Origin of the sequence: Campylobacter sp. IFREMER_LSEM_CL1890 (assembly GCF_025772045.1) — a bacterium.
In the GTDB taxonomy this organism is placed as follows: Bacteria; Campylobacterota; Campylobacteria; order Campylobacterales; family Campylobacteraceae; genus Campylobacter_D; species Campylobacter_D lari_D.
Genome location: NZ_JAKMRK010000004.1, coordinates 23834 through 40497 on the forward strand (window position 1 = coordinate 23834; position 16664 = coordinate 40497).

The following is a 16664-nucleotide window of genomic DNA, read 5'->3' on the forward strand; positions in this document are numbered from 1 at the left end:
AAAACTCATTTTTAAACGCCTTTTATGGGCGTTTTTTTTGATGATTTTTGCAAGTTTTTTATGTTTTGTGATGATTTATCATGCTAAAGGAAGTGTGGTTTTTGCTAGTGTGCCTCAAGGAACTAGCCTTAAAATAAAAGAAGAAATTGAGCACAATTTAAATTTAGACAAGCCTTTATTAGAGCAGTATGAAAATTGGCTTTTTAATGCCATGAAAGGCGACTTTTCTTACTCTTTAATCAGCGGAGAAAAGGTTAATGAAATTTTAAAAGAAAAACTTCCCTATACCATCATACTAGGAAGTTTGGCTTTTTTGGTGCTTTTTGTGTTATCTTTGGTTTTAGCACTTTTTTGCGTTCTTTATAAAGATAGTTTTTTAGATAAGATTATTACCTTTTCAACGATGAGTTTTTTTGCATTGCCTGCTTTTTCTTTATCGCTAATGCTTATTTTAGTTTTTGCTGTATTTTTTAAGCTTTTTCCAAGTTCGGCTATTGCTGATATTGGCTTTGAAGATGATGTATTTAATCGTTTGTGGCATTTGTTTTTACCAGTATGTGCTTTAGTGCTTTCACATTTAGCTGTTTTTGTGCGTTTTATAAGGACAAGTTTGATTGATAGTTTAAATCAGGGCTTTATAGAAAGTGCTTTTGCAAGAGGGCTTAGCAAAACAAGAATTTATTTGCATTTTGTGTTAAAAGATGCTTTTGCTTCTATACTCGCGTATTTTGGCGCTTCCTTTGTGAGTTTTTTAATGGGAACTTATATAGTAGAAAGTGTGTTTTCTTATGAGGGTGTTGGAAATTTAGTGATTAAAAGTATATTGTTTAAAGACTATCCTGTGGTGCTAGCTGTGGTAATTTTTAGCATTTTAGTGGTAGTGCTTGTAAATTTGATCGTAGAGATAATTTGCAAGATGATTAATCCAAGGTTTGCCAATGCGTAAGTTTTATGTGATGATGATTTTGCTAAGTTTTATTTTAGCGCTTTTTGTACCTTTAATAAGCTCTTATGATCCTAATTTAGTGGATTTAAGCAAGGCTAAAATAGCCCCAAATTTAAGTCATATTTTTGGCACAGATTTACTTGGTAGAGATATTTTTACGCGTATTTTATATGCCTTGCGTGTTTCTTTATTTGTAGGGGTAATGGCAGCATTTTTTAGCGTGCTTTTTGCTTGTGTTTATGTGTTTTTAACAAGATTTTTTGCTTATGCTTTTTTCGCTAGAGTGCTTGATATGCTTTTGGCTTTACCTTCTTTGCTTGTGATTATGTTTTTTCAAAGCTTTTTGGCGGGATCTTTGTGGAGTATGATTTTTATCATCGCTTTGGGGCATTTTGCTTTTGTGGCAAAAGTACTTGATACTCAGCTTAATAAATTTCAAAAACTTGAGTTTTATCAAAATGCTATTATTCTAGGCTCTAGTAAGATGAAAGCTTTATTTAGCGAGCTTTTACCTGCTTGTTGGAATTTGCTTTTTGTGCTTTTTGTTTTAAATATCGCTCATGCTATTACAAGTGAAGCTACTTTAAGCTTTTTTGGCTTGGGTGTAGAGCTTTGGACTCCAAGTTTAGGAAATATGTTAAATGAAGCAAGTAAGGCTGTGTTTTTAGGATTTTGGTGGATGATAGTTTTTCCAGTGGCCTTTATACTTATGCTTATCCTACCTTTGCTTGCTTTGGGTAATGACTTACAAGAAGAGATTAAAGCATGATAGAAATTGCAAATTTAAATCTTAGCTTTAAAGATAAGATCTTATTAAAAGATATAAATCTTAATTTAGAAGATGGTAAAGCTTTGGCTATCATGGGTAAAAGTGGAGCGGGAAAAAGCTTGCTTTTAAAAAGCATGATTAAGCTCTTTGATAAACACTATAAGCTTAATGCGCAAAAATTTAGGATAGATCAAAAAGATATTTTAATTTTAAAAGAAAAAGAGCTAAATATTTTAAGAACTAAGGTAAATTTACTTTTTCAAGATGTTTATGGGAGTTTTTATCCTCTTGTTGATATAGGGAGTTATTTTAATATAGTTTTAAAAACTCATACTAATTTAAGCACAAAAGAGATTAAAGAAAAGGCCTTTTATTATTTTGAGTGTTTAGGGCTTAAAAATCATGATCTTTTATGGCATTCTTTTATATATCAGTTAAGTGGTGGTATGGCAAGACGCATTCAAATAGCTCTAGCTTTACTAAGCGAGGCTAAGTATTTATTGTGTGATGAGATTACAAGCTCACTTGATAGAACTAATGAAGAAAAAATCATCGCTATTTTAAAAGAGCTAAAAACACAATTTAAAAATCTCATTTTCATTACTCATGATACAAATTTAGCTAAAGAGCTTTGTGATGAGGTGGCTATCATAGAAGATAAAACTTTGATTTATCAAATGCCCGTGAAAGAGTTTTTAAGCAATCCAAAAGGTGTTTTTGCTAAAGAATTGTTAAATTATTTTGAGAATGAGAATGTTTTTAGAAGTTAAAAATTTAAGCAAATCTTATAAATTTAAAAAACATTGGTATTTAAAGGAAGAGGAAATTTTTGTTTTTAAAGATGTGAGTTTTTCTCTAAATCAAAATGAAAATTTATTGCTTTGTGGGGAAAGTGGTAGTGGTAAAAGCACTTTAGCTAAAATTCTTTGTATGCTTGAACGCGCAAATACTGGAGAAGTTTTGTTTGAAAATGAAAATATATTAAATTTAGATTTTAACGCTCAAAGAAAATTACGCCAAAAAATTCAATATATTTTCCAAGATCAAAAGCTAGCTTTAAATCCTTACAAAAATACCAAAAGACTTTTGATTGATGTGTATGAAAATTTTAAACTTAAGCCCGATTTTGGAGAGCTTTTTAAACTTTTTGATGCTTTTGAGCTTGAAAAAGATATTTTAAATTTAAAACCTTCTAAATTAAGTGGCGGTCAAAGCCAAAGATTAGGTTTGATTAGAGCTTTGCTTTTAAAACCAAAATTGCTTATTTTAGATGAAATCACAGCAGCACTTGATATACCAACTACTTGTAAAATTCTAAATTATTTATATGCTTTTCAAAAAAAATACGATATTACTTATATTTTTATTTCTCATCAGGAAAAAATCTTACAAAATATTTGCCATAAAAAAATGTATTTATAAAAAGATAAAAACTGTTTCATTTTGAAATACATAAAAATTTATTTTTTTGATAATAAGTTTTTATATAGCTAAATTGAAGTAAAATAAATTTAATTATGCTTAAATAAAAGGTTTATTATGACGCACGCAACTATAGAGCATCAATACTTTGGCATCTTTGCAATGCTTGTTATTGCAAGTGTTATATTTTTTACTTTGGTGTATATTTCTTCTAAAATAGGTTCTAAGCTAGCCTCTCATAATAGAAAAAAACTTGGACTAGGAATTTATGAGTGCGGGCCTATGGCTTCTAAACAAGCAAATAAAATCAATTCTCAATTTTTTGTTTTTGTTTTGATTTTTATTTTGCTTGATATTGAAGTGGTGTTTTTATTTCCTTGGGCGGTGATTTTTAAAGATTTAACCGCAGAACTTTCAAAATATGGCTTATCTTTATTTGCCTTAGTGGAAGTGTTTGTTTTTATTTTATTACTTGCAGTAGGCTTTTTATATGCTTATAAAAAAGGAGCATTTGCATGGCAGAGTATCAAAAAATGAGTAATGCGCCAGTTGTTTTAACTACGGTTGATAAGTTAGTGCAATGGGGTAGAAGTAATTCTTTATGGGCACTATCTTATGGACTTGCCTGTTGTGCTATTGAAATGATGGCAGCAGGTGGTGCAAGATATGATTTTGATAGATTTGGAACAATTTTTAGAGCAAGTCCAAGACAATCTGAAGTAATGATTATAGCGGGTACTTTAAGTAAAAAACATGCTGAATTTACAAGAAGACTTTATGATCAAATGCCTGATCCTAAATGGGTTATTTCTATGGGTTCTTGTGCAAATACCGGCGGTATGTTTAATACCTATTCTACTGTCCAAGGAGTGGATAGGATTATTCCTGTTGATATTTATGTACCAGGCTGTGCCCCGCGTCCTGAAACTTTTCAATTTGCTTTGATGATTTTGCAAAAAAGAATTCGTAAAGAAAAAGCAAGCAGAAAAATAGCTCCAAAAAGGCTTATATGATGAGAAAATATAGCGATAAGAAAAATGCTCAGTTAAAAAATTATTATGAGGATAGATTTTACCATGCACCTGCAACTAAAAAACTAAGCATAGAAAGCAGTATTTTTGAGAGTGATCATCAAATTTTAAGCCAAGAATTTGAGTTAAAAAATTCTTTTATAGAGCTTGATTTTTGGGTGATTGAGATAAACAAAGATGATAATGTTGCTATTCTTGATAAGCTTAAGAATTTAGGTTATAGCTGTTTTACTGACGCAAGTGCGATTGATTTTGTCGCTCAAAAACAGGGTTTTGAAGTATATTATCAGCTTTTAAATATGGAGAAAAATTTAAGAGTGAGAATAAAAACTTTCGTTGGTTTAAAAGAAAGGCTTCAAAGTGTTATGAGCGTTTTTAAGGGTGCTAATTGGTGTGAGAGAGAAATATATGATATGTTTGGAATTTTCATCATCAATCATCCGAACTTAAAAAGACTTTTAATGCCTGATGATTGGTATGGATATCCTTTTTTAAAAAGCTATCCTTTGCATGGTGATGAATTTGCTAAATGGTATGAGATAGATAAAATTTTTGGTAAAGAATACCGCGAGGTTGTAGGTGAAGAAAATAGAGATCCAGGTTTTGTAGATGAAAAAGACACGCTAAACTTTAGTAGAATTTATCATGAGGTTGGTAAAGGCGAAGCTCCAAGAGAGGATAAATACCTACAAGAATATCAAGAAGAAGGTGGCGTGCCTTTTGTTAAAAAAGCCAAAAGAACGCAAGTAAAAATTTTAGATAAGAGAAGATAAAATGCAAATTTCTACTAAATTAAAACCTTATTATGAAAATATAAGCTTTGAGCGTGAAGATGGCACCATGATAGTAAATCTTGGCCCTCAACATCCAAGTGCTCATGGAAATTTACGCCTTATTTTAGAGCTTGATGGAGAAGAAATCACCAAGGCTGTTCCTTGTATAGGTTATATGCATCGTGGTATGGAAAAAATGGCTGAAAATATGATCTATCAAGAGTTTATCCCAACTACTGATAGAATGGATTATATCGCAGCTAGTGCAAATAATTATGCCTATGTAGCTGCTGTGGAAAAACTTTGTGGTTTAGAAATTCCACGCAGAGCAAGTGTGATAAGGATGATTTTACTTGAGTTAAACCGTATTGCTTCGCATTTGTTATGGCTTGCTACACATGCGCTTGATATTGGTGCGATGACAGTATTTTTATACTGCTTTAGAGAGCGTGAGTATGTGCTTGATCTAATAGAAAAATATTGCGGGGCAAGACTTACGCATTCATCTATGAGAATAGGCGGGGTAATGCTTGATTTACCTGAAGGTTTTTTAGATGAACTTTTGGTATTTTGTAATAAATTTCCAAATGATATAAAAGATTATGAAGCTTTGCTTGATGATAATAGAATTTGGCGTGCAAGAACTGAAAATGTAGGAGTGGTAAGTAAAGAACAAGCGCTAAGTTGGGGTTGTAGCGGGGTTATGCTAAGAGGAAGTGGTATTGCTTATGATGTTAGAAAAGAAGAGCCTTATTTGCTTTATGATGAGGTAGATTTTGGCGTGCCTGTGGCCAAAATGGGTGATTCTTATGCAAGATATAAGGTTTATATGCAAGAATTTAGAGAAAGTTTAAAAATTTTAGTTCAATGTGCTAAGCTTTATCAAGATACTCCGCCTGAAATTTTATGCAATCATCCTGAGTATGTAAGTGCTTCAAAAGAGCAAATCATGACGCAAAATTATTCTCTTATGCAACATTTTGTCCTAGTAACCCAAGGTTTAAAACCACCAAAAGGAGAGGTGTATGTGCCAACTGAAAGTCCAAAAGGCGAACTTGGATTTTTTATCCACTCAGATGGTAGCGGTAGGCCATATAGATTAAGAGCTAGAACCCCAAGCTTTTTTCATTGTGCATTTTTAGAAGAAATGCTTGTTGGATCATATTTGGCTGATGCAGTGGCAATTTTAGGAAGTATTAATATAGTTTTAGGCGAGATAGACCGATGAGACGCGTGGATTTAAGAAAAAGTCAAGATTTGTTTAAGGATTTAGAGCAAATCATTAAAAATGCTTATATGGGTGAAGTTTTAGTAGTTTTATTTGAAATAGGAGATTTTTCTAATGTAGAAAAAAGTTTTGCTTTCATAAAAGAGCAAAATTGTGAACTTTTAAATTCTTTAAAATTTAATCAAGTAGATTGGACTATAGTTTTTAAAAAGGTAGGACAATGAAATTAGCAAAATATCAAGAAGGTTTAAATGCTTTGTGTTTTGTGGATTTGCTTTCTTTAAAAAATTCTTCACTTTGCGCTAAGCTTAACAAAAGTAAAAATTATAATATTTCTTGTTTAGAGGATAAAAATTTAAAAGCAAACTTTTATAAATGTGAGATTGCAAGTGCGCCTTTCGTGCTTGCTTTGCTTTGTAAGATGAGCTTGGAGACTGAATTTAACGAATTTGATGAGGGGTATTTAAGTGCTGAATCTTGCTTTGGTGAAGAAGAAGCTTTAGAGATTTTAGAGTTTTTAAAAGAAGCAAAATGTATTATTTTTGATGAAAATTTATATCAACATAAAGATTTTGAAAATATTAAGTATTTTTTAGAAAAACTTTGTCATAAATTTAATCTTTTGCTAATTTGCTCTAATGAAAATGAAGAAAATTTATCAATACAAAATTCTTTTAGTGAGCTTTTAGAACTTGATAATTTTGATGGAACTATTATCATGCAAGCACCTTTGGGAGACAAAAATTTGCATTGCTCTTCTTCTTTTGCTTTAATTGCTAAGGTTAAGGATGGGGATAAAATTAATTTAAAAATAAACACTCAAGAATTTACAACTATAGTAAAAATCAATCATGATTTGAAAGGTACGGTGGCTTTGTTTGATTATGAAAGTGCTGATTTTGCTTTTTCAAAAGCTCAAGTTAAGGTTATAAAATGAAAGTTATCATTAATGGTATAGAATGTGAGGCAAATGAGGGTGAGTATATCTTAAATGTCGCAAGAAAAAATGATATTTTCATTCCTGCAATTTGTTATTTAAATGGTTGTTCTCCAACACTTGCTTGTCGTATGTGTATGGTAGAAGCTGATGGTAAAAAGGTTTATTCTTGCAATACTAAAGTTAAAGAAGGTATGGTAGTAGAGAGTGATTTATCAAATTTATGGGATGAGCGTAATGCTATCATGCAAGCATATTGCATTAATCATCCTTTGCAATGTGGAGTATGTGATAAATCCGGTGAGTGTGAGCTTCAAAACTTTACACACAAAGCAAGAGTAAATGTACAAAATTATTGGATCAAAGATACCCATAAAGAGCATAAAAAATGGGGCGAGATTAATTATGATCCAGCTTTATGTATCGTGTGTGAAAGATGTATTACAGTTTGTAAAGATAAAATAGGAGAAAGCGCTTTAAAAACTACTCCAAGAGGAGCAAGCGCGCCCGATGCAAGCTTTAAAGAAAGTATGAGTAAAGATGCGCTAGCTATTTGGACTAAATTTCAAAAGAGTTTAATTGCGCCAAGTGGTGGCGATATACTTGACTGTTCTTTTTGTGGAGAATGTACAAGTGTATGTCCAACGGGAGCTTTGGTGGGTTCGGCTTTTCAATATACATCTAATGCTTGGGAGTTAAAGAAAATTCCAGCTAGTAATCCACATTCAAGTGATTGTGAGTTGATGTATTATGATATTAAACAAACTAGTATTAATAATCAAAAAGAAAAAATTTATAGAGTGAGCAATGATTTTGCTTTTGCTACGCTAAATAAAGCTGCAAGATATGGTTTTAATACCCAAAATGAAGTTCAAGGTAAAGACGAAAAAGCTTTTGAAAAACTAGTAAATATGATAAAAAATAATGAAATAAAAAATATTTTATTTAATAGTTTTATTACTAATGAAGAAGCTTTAATCTTGCAAAATTTAAGTAAAAAATTTAATCTTAATCTTATAAATCATGAAGCTAAAAAATTCCAAGATTTCCTAGCTTGTTTTTATCAAAATGCAAATGCAATGTATAATGCAAATACAGACGATATCACTCAAAGTGATTTTTTAATCATCGTAGGTTCATTTTTACGCTATGATGCGCCAACGCTAGGATATAAAGTTAATAACGCTTTGGTAATGAATAAAGGTGCAGGGCTATATTTTCACCCTATAAAAGATAAAGGCGTGGATAAATATTCTAAAAATTTCTTGCAGATTAATCATGATATTAAAGATAATGAAAGTATTTTATTATTTATCTTGCAAAAATTTGCCAAAGAGCTTCCGCAGGATTTTAAAAACACATTAGAAAATGCGTATTATCAAGATACAAAAGAAATAGAAGAAACTATTAATGAAGAAGTTACTGAAAAGATAGAAAAGCAAAATGAAAATGGCGAAACTATTATAGAAGAAGTTAAAAAACTTGTGCCTAAAAAAATTAAAAAAAGCATAGAGGTGCAAAGATCAAATTATGCGAAAAATCTTGGCATAGATGAGGATATTTTAGAAACTTTACTCGCAAAAAAGCAAAAATTTACACTTATTATAGGAAGTGATTTTTACTATGATGAGCAAAGTGCCAAGCTAGCAAAACTTTGTGCTTTGGTGCAAAAATATACTGAATTTAAAGTCTTTTTAAATCCAACTTGCACTAATACCTTAGGTGTGAGTTTAATTTGTGATTTAAGTCAAGATTTTCAAGCAGGAAAAACATTAGGTTATAACGAAAAAGGCGATTTTACTTTTTCTTATGATGGGCATTTTGATCTTGCAAGTTCTAGTTTAAATCAACAAGAAGGTAGCTTTGTAAATTATGATAAAAGATTAGTTCCTACAAATGCGGCTTTAGAATTTAAAGGTTATTTTTTAAATGATTTGGCAAATGCCTTAGGTTTTGATGAAGAATTTACGATCAACTATACTAAATTTTTACCACAAAATAAAGGCTTTAGGGTAATTGACTTTGATGAGTTAGAAAATCATTATGATAATGGTGGGGTAAATCATAGAGGTTATGAGCTTGATTTTTCCCATTTTGAGTTTGAAAAAACATTAAGCATTCAAGAAGTTAAAGAGCAAAATGAAGGAAATTTAACTTTATATCATGCAAATAGCATTCATCAGTTTTCAAAGCTTAGTAATAGAGCTTTTAATGAGGTTGGAGCTTTATTTTTATCGTCTGATTTAATGCAAAAATTTGATTTAAACCAAGATGATAGTGTTATTTTAAAAAATGAAAAAACTCAAATTGCTATAAGTGTAAAATGTGATGAATCTTTAGAAAATGGTGCGTATTTAGGGGATTATGATAGTAAGATTGATTATAAATCTTTATTTGATAATACTCGATATGTAAAAGTTTGGCTTGAAAAAGCAGGAGCTAAAATATGAGTGATATTACTTTTTTTATTGTAGAAACAATTATAAAATGTGTGCTTGTTATAGCTATTTTTGCTACTTTAGCAGGCTTGGCAACTTATCTTGAAAGAAAGGCTTTGGCTTTATTTCATCGTCGTTTAGGGCCTGATATGGTAGGTCCTTTTGGATTGCTTCAGGTAGTTGCTGATATGATTAAACTTTTTACTAAAGAGGATATAGTGCCAACTTATGCTCAAAAAGTGGTATTTTTAATTGCTCCATTGATTGCAGCAATTTGTGCTTTTGTAGCAATTGCAGCTATACCTATTTTTCCTGAATTTACTTTATTTGGTAGAGTGATTCGTCCTATTATCGCTGATATTAATGTAGCCTTGCTTTTTGTTGTAGGTATGGGTGGAGTTAGTTTTTATGCGATTTTTTTAGGAGGTTTAGCAAGTAATAATAAATGGTCGCTGCTAGGCGGGGCAAGAGGGCTTGTTTCTATTATCTCTTATGAGAGCGTTGCAGGGCTTTCTTTGGTGTGTGTTGTAATGCTTGTTGGATCTTTGTCTTTAGTAGATATTAATAACTATCAAAGTGATGGCATACTTTCTTGGCTTATTTTTAAACAACCTTTAGCTTTTATTTTATTTGTGATAGCTATTTTTATAGAAACTAATAGAACTCCACTTTGTTTAAGTGAAAACGAAACCGAACTTGTTTCAGGTTATGGCACTGAATATAGCGGACTTAGATGGGGTATGTTTTTTATCGGAGAATATACAGCCATGATTACCGGAGCGATTATGATATCGCTTTTATTTTTGGGTGGATTTAATGATTTTTGGATTATACCAGGGGCTATTATGATGCTTTTGAAAGTGTCTTTTGTGTTCTTTTGGTATTTTTGGGCTAGAGGTGCTTTTCCGCAACTGCGTCCTGATCAAGTAATGAGAATGTGTTATTTGATTTTAATACCTTTAGCGGTTTTAAATTTATTAATTAGTGCTTTAGTACTTGTGATATAGGAAAAAACAATGAAAAAAGGTTATTTTAAAGTAGATTTTGAGCGTAAAAATCCTCAAAATACTTATGAAAAATTCATACAAGTAATCAAGCGTTCTTTAAATACAGAGCTTTTTGTAGGTTTATTTGTCGTATTAAGAGAAATGTTTAAAAAAAACAATAGCGCAACGATTAAATATCCTATGGAAAAAGTTGCTTTAGATGATAGATATCGTGCAGTTCATCGTTTGATGCGTTTTATTGAAAGTGAAAATGAATGTTGTATTGGTTGTGGCTTGTGTGAAAAAATTTGCATTAGTAATTGTATAAGAATGGAAACGAGTTTAAGCGAAGATGGACGCAAAAAGGTCGAAAATTATAGTATTAATTTAGGGCGTTGTATTTATTGTGGATTTTGCGCTGATGTTTGTCCTGAACTTGCCATTGTGCATGGTAAAGAATATGAAAATGCCGCAGAGCAAAGATCTTATTTTGGTCAAAAGGAAGATTTTTTAACTCCTATCGATGAGCTTAAAAATCAAGTAGTGTTTGAGGGAAGTGGTAGTTTAAGAAAAGATGCTGATGATTTAGTAAAGAAAACTCCAAATTATTATGAGATAGATTTGCAAAGACAGCAAGATGCTCCAAAGGAAGAAAATGTTTGAAACGATAGCTTTTTGTTTATTAAGTGTTTTGGTGTTGGGATTTTTTTTAATTAGTGTTTTAAGCACTAGCGTGCTTTATGCTATCAGTTCTTTGGCTGCGGCTATGGTTTTTTTAAGTGGATTTTATTTTTTACTTAATGCTGAATTTATTGGAGCAATTCAAATAATTGTTTACAGTGGAGCTATTTTAGGTCTTTATAGTTTTGCTATGATGTTTTTTGATGCTTCTATAAAAGTAAAAGAAAGTTTAAAAGGTAAAAGAATCTTCATTTTTGCCGTGATTTTTAGTGCTGTTTTATTAGTTAGTATTATTATGGGATATGAGTTTGGTTTAAATGAAACTAGTGAAGTTTATAGTCTTGATTCTACTCAGCAAATAGGCTTTGCTCTATTTACAAAATATATGCTTGCTTTTGAATTTATGGCAATTTTACTTTTAATAGCTTTAATTTGTGCTATAGCACTTACTCAAAAAAATATAAAAAAGGACGAACAATGATGTTAGAAAAATACTACATTGTGGCTATTTTGATGTTTATCATTGGTCTAATAGGTATCATAAAACGCCAAAATTTAATTATGCTTTTTATTTCAAGTGAAATTTTATTAAATGCTGCTAATTTGGCTTTAGTTACAGCAGGAGCTTCTCATAAAGACATAGAAGGTCAAATTTTTGCTTTATTTGTAATGGGAGTTGCAGCTTGTGAAGTAGCTGTTGGGATAGCGCTTTGTGTTTTATGGTATAGAAAAACAGGAACACTAGAGCTTAGCTCTTTGGCTGAAAAAGGAGAGATAAAATGCAAAATTTAGCTTTAATTGCACTTTTTTCTCCTTTGGCTTCAGCTGTTATTTTAGGTATTTTTGCTTTTAGTGCTAAGAAAATTATTTTAGGTTATTTAGCTTCTTTATTTATAGCTTTTTCAGCTCTTGCTTCAATTGTTTTATTAAATAATGGAGTACATTTTAATTTTGAACTTGGTACTTGGATATCTTTAGTAGATGTTAGTTTTGGTTTTAAAATAGACTCTATTACTTTGATTATGATGAATGTGGTAAGTATAGTAGCGACTTTTGTGCATTTATATAGTATATTTTATATGGAGCATGATGAAGGGTTTAATCGCTATTTTAGCTATTTGGGACTTTTTGTTTTTTCTATGATGTTTTTGATTATGAGTGATAATTTCTTAGGACTTTTCATAGGTTGGGAAGGTGTTGGACTTTGCTCATGGCTTTTGATAGGTTTTTGGTATCATAATGAAAAATACACTTTTGCTGCTAATGAAGCATTTATCATGAATAGAATTGCAGATTTGGCTTTGCTTTTAGGAATTTTCTTAATTTATATAGAATTTAACTCTTTAAAATATGATGAATTTTTTACCCTTTTATCTTTAGGGCATGAAAATGATGTGATTTTGATTTTAATAGCACTTTTACTTTTTGTAGGTGCTATGGGTAAATCAGCACAATTTCCTTTCCATACTTGGCTTGCTGATGCTATGGCAGGACCTACGCCAGTTTCAGCTCTAATCCATGCTGCTACTATGGTTACTGCGGGAGTTTATTTGGTAATTCGCGCAGGGGAGCTTTATTTACAAGTTCCTGAAGTAGGGTATTTTATCGCTATACTTGGAGCTTTTGTAGCGCTTTTTGCTGCTTCTATGGCTATGGTAGCTAAAGATTTAAAAAGAATTATTGCATATTCGACGCTTTCTCAACTTGGGTATATGTTTGTAGCAGCAGGTCTTGGAGCTTATGCAATAGCTTTATTTCATCTTGCAACTCATGCATTTTTTAAATCTTTATTATTCTTAGGTGCAGGTAATGTTATGCATGCTATGAATGATAAGCTTGACATTAGTAAAATGGGTGGACTTTATAAAAGTATGCGTTTTAGTGCTATTTTAATGCTCATAGGTTCTTTAGCTTTAGCAGGAATTTATCCTTTTGCAGGATTTTTCTCTAAAGATTTAATTTTAGGATTTTCTTTTATAAGCCATCATCATGGAATTTTTTTAGTACTTTTAATAGCAGCTTTTATGACAGCTTTTTATAGTTTTAGACTTTTAATGCTTGTATTTTTTGCTCCAAAAAGACATGAAGAACATCCCCATGAAGCTAGTAAAATAGCTTTGCTTGCGATGAGTCCTTTGGCTTTACTTGCTATTATAGCAGGATTTTTTGAGCATAGCTTTATGGATTTTGTAAGTAAAAATTTAGCTTTTATTGATGGTCAAAATTCTTTAGTTATGATACTTGCAAGTGTTTCTGCGGTACTTGGAGTGCTTTTAGCTATCATAGCTTATTGGAAAAATTGGTTTAAACCATCACTTTCTAAAACAAGTATTTACAAACTTTTGTTTAATGAATACTACATACCAAAATTTTATCATCAATTTATTGTTAGTAAGTATGCTTTATTTTGTGAATTTTTAAGAAAAGCTGATAAAGAAATTTTAGATGCTTTGGTAGATAGTATTGCATTTTTCCTTAAAACATTTGCTAGGGTTCTTAGTATGGGTAAGGATTATTCTTTGGCTTTAAGAATTGTAGTTTTGGCTTTTGTGTGTTTATTTTGTTTAGCTTTGGCGGTGTAATATGCTTGGTTTATTAATGTTATTTCCATTTTTTGCGGCTTTTATAGCTTTATTTTTACAAAAAGAAGATAGCAAATCCTTTGCTGTTTTAGTTAGTTTTTTGATTTTAGTTTTTAATGTTTTTTTGTTATTTAACTACGATGGTGGCATGGCTTATGAATTTAGTTTAAATTCTTTGATAGTTAATTTTCACATAGGTGTAGATGCTATAGCGCTTTATTTAATATTACTTTGTTCTATTATGATTTTTTTATCTTTTATATGTTTAGATATTCAAGATAAAAGTGTTGTAATAAGTATATTTTTATTACAATTTTGCATTGTAGGACTTTTTGCTTCATTGGATGCTTTATTGTTTTATGTATTTTGGGAGTTTTCTCTTATACCGCTTATTTATTTAATAGGTAGATATTCAGATAATTATAAGGCAGGGATTAAATTTTTCATTTATGCATTTTGCGGTTCTATGCTTATGCTTTTAGCTATTATTTATGTGGGATTTTTGTATTATCAAAGTTTTGGATATTGGAGTTTTGATTTGTTAGCTTGGTATAAGAGTGAATTTTTTATACCTGAGAATGCACAAAATCTAATATTTGTAGGATTTTTTATTGCTTTTGCGATTAAAAGTCCTTTATTTCCTTTTCATACTTGGGCTCCAAAGGTTTATGCCAAAAGTCCGACTTTAGTATCTGTAATGCTTGTAAGCTTTAAAATGGCACCTTTTGGATTTTTAAGATTTATTTTGCCTTTAGCGCCTGATACTTTGAATCATTATTATTCTTTACTTGCTATTTTATGTATAGTTGGAATTTTATATGCAGCCTTAATTGCTTTTAAAGCCAAGGATTTAAAAGAATTAATTGCTTATAGCTCAATTTCGCATTTGGGCGTGGTAATTTTAGGCATCGTAACTTTTACTTATAATGGGGTTAGTGGTTCTGTATTTTATATGTTTGCACATGGTATAGTAACAGGTGGCTTATTTTTAGCCGCTTATATGCTTTACAAAAGATATCATACTTTTGATTTAGACTTTTATAAAAATTTAGCTAAAACAGCCCCATTATTTAGCTTTTTCTTTGCAGTATTGTTGTTTTCATCTATTTCATTACCTTTGACTATTTCCTTTGTAGGTGAGTTTTTGATCTTGCAAGGTGTGGCAAGTGTAAATTTATGGTATGCATTATTTGCAGGCGGTGTAATCGTTTTAGGAGCTATTTATATGCTAAATATTTATAGAAATATGTTTTTTACTACTTGCGAAGAAGAAGTGTGCAGTAAATTTACGCTTAAAAAAGGTGAAATTTTTGTTTTAAGTATTTTAAGTGCATTAGTGATTTATTTAGGGGTAGCTCCAAGTGCTATGCTAGATCAAATTGCTTCTAATGTAAATAGTATTCTTGAAGTTATGCAAACAAGAAATATCGCCATAGAAAATCAAAAAATCATAGATAGTATAAGAGGTTTTTAATGAGTGGTTTTAGTTTAGAAAAATTAAATTTTGTATTATTATTTCCTGTGTTGTCATTGCTTTTTTGGGCTATTGCATTACTTTTATTGAGTGCGTTTAAAAAACTTTCTAGAAATTTTTATATAGGAGCAAGTGTTATAGCTTTGCTTAGCACTTTGTGTTTTTTATTGCTTTATAATGGTTTTGTTTTAGATGATTCTCATGCTTTTTTTGGTTTATTTGTAAGCGATAATTATGCAATTTTTGCACAAATAATTATTTTGTTTTTTTCTATGCTTTATTTGCTTATAGACAAAGATGAGCAAAGAGCAGAATTTTTTTCTTTATTTTTGTTTATGGTTGCTTCCTTAATATTAATGGTTTCAAGTACTAATTTGATTGTGATTTTCCTAGCTTTAGAAGGATCTTCTTTAGCTCTTTATACATTAATAGCATTAAGAGGAACTCATAATGCTATTAGTTCTAGCATAAAATATTTTGCCTTAGCTGCAGTAGGGGCTGGATTTTTTGTTTTTGCTTGTGCTTTTGTGTATTTAAAAACAAAGTCTTTGGATTTGGATAATTTATTGCATTCTGAATATATTTCAGATCCTATATTATTATGTGCTGGAGTAATGTTTTTGGTTATTGTTGGAGTAAAACTTTCTATCGCCCCTTTTCATTTTTGGCTAAAAGATGTATATTGTGGAGTTCATACAAATTTTATAGCTTTCATATCTATTGTTCCAAAAATTGCTATGATAATAGTAGTTTTAAGAATTTTTTCTGCTTTAGGCGGTGGAGTAAAATTTGAATACATAGTCGCATCATTAGCAATTTTTTCTATGCTTGCTGTAAGCATAGTAGCTTTAATTCAAAAAGATGCAAAAAAAATGCTTGCATATAGCTCTATTACTCATTCTTCTTTTATATTGGCTGTTATTGTTTCTAGTATGAGTGTGAGTTCTCAAGGAGATGGAACTTCTTACCTGCTTTCAATTTTTGCCTTGTTCGTTTATTGGGTTTCTTTTGCTTTTGCAAACTATGGAATTTTTTTAATCTTAAGTTTATTTCAAAAAAGCTCATTTGAAAGTTTTTCTGGCTTATTTGATCAAAGACCCGTATTATCTATAATATTAGCTATGTTTATTTTATGTATAGCAGGAATTCCACCTTTTGGGATTTTTTGGGGTAAAATTTTAATTTTAGCTTCTATTTTAAATTCAGGCTATTATGTGCTTATATTTGCTATAGCTTTAAGTTCCATGATCATGCTTTATGCTTATTTGAAAATTTTAATTTATATCTTTTTTAAAAAAAGTCAATCTATAAAGAGTATAAATTTAGATATTAAGCAAAAGATTATTTTAAGTTTATGTTTTATCGGAAGCTTATCATGTGCGTTTTTGCTTTTGTGA

General features: G+C 30.5%; 18 protein-coding genes. All 18 read left to right on the forward strand.

Going from position 1 to position 16664, the window contains the following annotated elements; translation table 11 throughout:
* Nucleotides 1-7 precede the first annotated feature (7 nt).
* The 18 genes from L8W57_RS02780 to L8W57_RS02865 all read left to right on the forward strand — a co-directional run bounded on the left by L8W57_RS02780 (nucleotide 8) and on the right by L8W57_RS02865 (nucleotide 16664).
* Nucleotides 8-946: an ABC transporter permease gene (locus tag L8W57_RS02780; protein WP_318529542.1), complete on the forward strand. Its 939-nt coding sequence runs from the start codon at nucleotides 8-10 to the stop codon at nucleotides 944-946.
* Entirely contained in the window at nucleotides 939-1715 is a 777-nt protein-coding gene (locus tag L8W57_RS02785; RefSeq protein WP_263661959.1) for an ABC transporter permease, read from the forward strand. Before L8W57_RS02780 ends, L8W57_RS02785 begins: the two co-directional genes overlap by 8 nt.
* Entirely contained in the window at nucleotides 1712-2485 is a 774-nt protein-coding gene (locus L8W57_RS02790) for an ATP-binding cassette domain-containing protein (RefSeq protein WP_220566529.1), read from the forward strand. The genes L8W57_RS02785 and L8W57_RS02790 overlap by 4 nt, the downstream gene beginning before the upstream one ends.
* The gene (locus tag L8W57_RS02795) at nucleotides 2469-3137 is read left to right on the forward strand and encodes an ATP-binding cassette domain-containing protein (RefSeq protein WP_220566530.1); all 669 of its coding nucleotides are present in this window, start codon (nucleotides 2469-2471) and stop codon (nucleotides 3135-3137) included. Before L8W57_RS02790 ends, L8W57_RS02795 begins: the two co-directional genes overlap by 17 nt.
* Nucleotides 3138-3254: 117 nt before the next feature.
* The gene (locus L8W57_RS02800; RefSeq protein WP_133319470.1) at nucleotides 3255-3674 is read left to right on the forward strand and encodes an NAD(P)H-quinone oxidoreductase subunit 3; all 420 of its coding nucleotides are present in this window, start codon (nucleotides 3255-3257) and stop codon (nucleotides 3672-3674) included.
* Complete coding sequence (locus L8W57_RS02805; RefSeq protein ID WP_039619352.1) at nucleotides 3653-4150, forward strand: NuoB/complex I 20 kDa subunit family protein; 498 nt, start codon at nucleotides 3653-3655, stop codon at nucleotides 4148-4150. Before L8W57_RS02800 ends, L8W57_RS02805 begins: the two co-directional genes overlap by 22 nt.
* The gene (locus L8W57_RS02810) at nucleotides 4150-4941 is read left to right on the forward strand and encodes an NADH-quinone oxidoreductase subunit C (RefSeq protein ID WP_133319471.1); all 792 of its coding nucleotides are present in this window, start codon (nucleotides 4150-4152) and stop codon (nucleotides 4939-4941) included. Before L8W57_RS02805 ends, L8W57_RS02810 begins: the two co-directional genes overlap by 1 nt.
* A gap of 1 nt (nucleotide 4942) precedes the next feature.
* Nucleotides 4943-6169, forward strand: coding sequence for an NADH dehydrogenase (quinone) subunit D (nuoD, locus tag L8W57_RS02815; RefSeq protein ID WP_263661960.1), 1227 nt, complete (start codon nucleotides 4943-4945; stop codon nucleotides 6167-6169).
* The gene (locus L8W57_RS02820; RefSeq protein ID WP_263661961.1) at nucleotides 6166-6393 is read left to right on the forward strand and encodes an NADH-ubiquinone oxidoreductase subunit E family protein; all 228 of its coding nucleotides are present in this window, start codon (nucleotides 6166-6168) and stop codon (nucleotides 6391-6393) included. Before nuoD ends, L8W57_RS02820 begins: the two co-directional genes overlap by 4 nt.
* A complete protein-coding gene (locus L8W57_RS02825; protein WP_263661513.1) occupies nucleotides 6390-7106 on the forward strand; it encodes a hypothetical protein in 717 nt (238 codons plus the stop codon). Before L8W57_RS02820 ends, L8W57_RS02825 begins: the two co-directional genes overlap by 4 nt.
* Nucleotides 7103-9556 (forward strand): NADH-quinone oxidoreductase subunit G, encoded by a 2454-nt coding sequence (locus tag L8W57_RS02830; RefSeq protein ID WP_263661962.1) that lies wholly within the window; start codon nucleotides 7103-7105, stop codon nucleotides 9554-9556. The genes L8W57_RS02825 and L8W57_RS02830 overlap by 4 nt, the downstream gene beginning before the upstream one ends.
* The gene (gene nuoH / locus L8W57_RS02835) at nucleotides 9553-10551 is read left to right on the forward strand and encodes an NADH-quinone oxidoreductase subunit NuoH (RefSeq protein ID WP_133319476.1); all 999 of its coding nucleotides are present in this window, start codon (nucleotides 9553-9555) and stop codon (nucleotides 10549-10551) included. Before L8W57_RS02830 ends, nuoH begins: the two co-directional genes overlap by 4 nt.
* Before the next feature lie 9 nt (nucleotides 10552-10560).
* Nucleotides 10561-11193 (forward strand): NADH-quinone oxidoreductase subunit NuoI, encoded by a 633-nt coding sequence (nuoI, locus tag L8W57_RS02840; protein ID WP_133319477.1) that lies wholly within the window; start codon nucleotides 10561-10563, stop codon nucleotides 11191-11193.
* Nucleotides 11186-11692: an NADH-quinone oxidoreductase subunit J gene (locus tag L8W57_RS02845; RefSeq protein ID WP_133319478.1), complete on the forward strand. Its 507-nt coding sequence runs from the start codon at nucleotides 11186-11188 to the stop codon at nucleotides 11690-11692. The genes nuoI and L8W57_RS02845 overlap by 8 nt, the downstream gene beginning before the upstream one ends.
* Nucleotides 11692-12003 carry an NADH-quinone oxidoreductase subunit NuoK gene (gene nuoK / locus L8W57_RS02850; RefSeq protein ID WP_087699810.1) on the forward strand — a complete coding sequence of 104 codons (312 nt, stop codon included), beginning with the start codon at nucleotides 11692-11694 and terminating at the stop codon, nucleotides 12001-12003. Before L8W57_RS02845 ends, nuoK begins: the two co-directional genes overlap by 1 nt.
* Nucleotides 11991-13793, forward strand: a complete 1803-nt coding sequence (nuoL, locus tag L8W57_RS02855) for an NADH-quinone oxidoreductase subunit L (RefSeq protein WP_133319479.1) — start codon at nucleotides 11991-11993, stop codon at nucleotides 13791-13793. Before nuoK ends, nuoL begins: the two co-directional genes overlap by 13 nt.
* 1 nt (nucleotide 13794) lies before the next feature.
* The gene (locus L8W57_RS02860) at nucleotides 13795-15267 is read left to right on the forward strand and encodes a complex I subunit 4 family protein (RefSeq protein ID WP_133319480.1); all 1473 of its coding nucleotides are present in this window, start codon (nucleotides 13795-13797) and stop codon (nucleotides 15265-15267) included.
* Nucleotides 15267-16664 (forward strand): NADH-quinone oxidoreductase subunit N, encoded by a 1398-nt coding sequence (locus tag L8W57_RS02865; RefSeq protein ID WP_133319481.1) that lies wholly within the window; start codon nucleotides 15267-15269, stop codon nucleotides 16662-16664. Before L8W57_RS02860 ends, L8W57_RS02865 begins: the two co-directional genes overlap by 1 nt.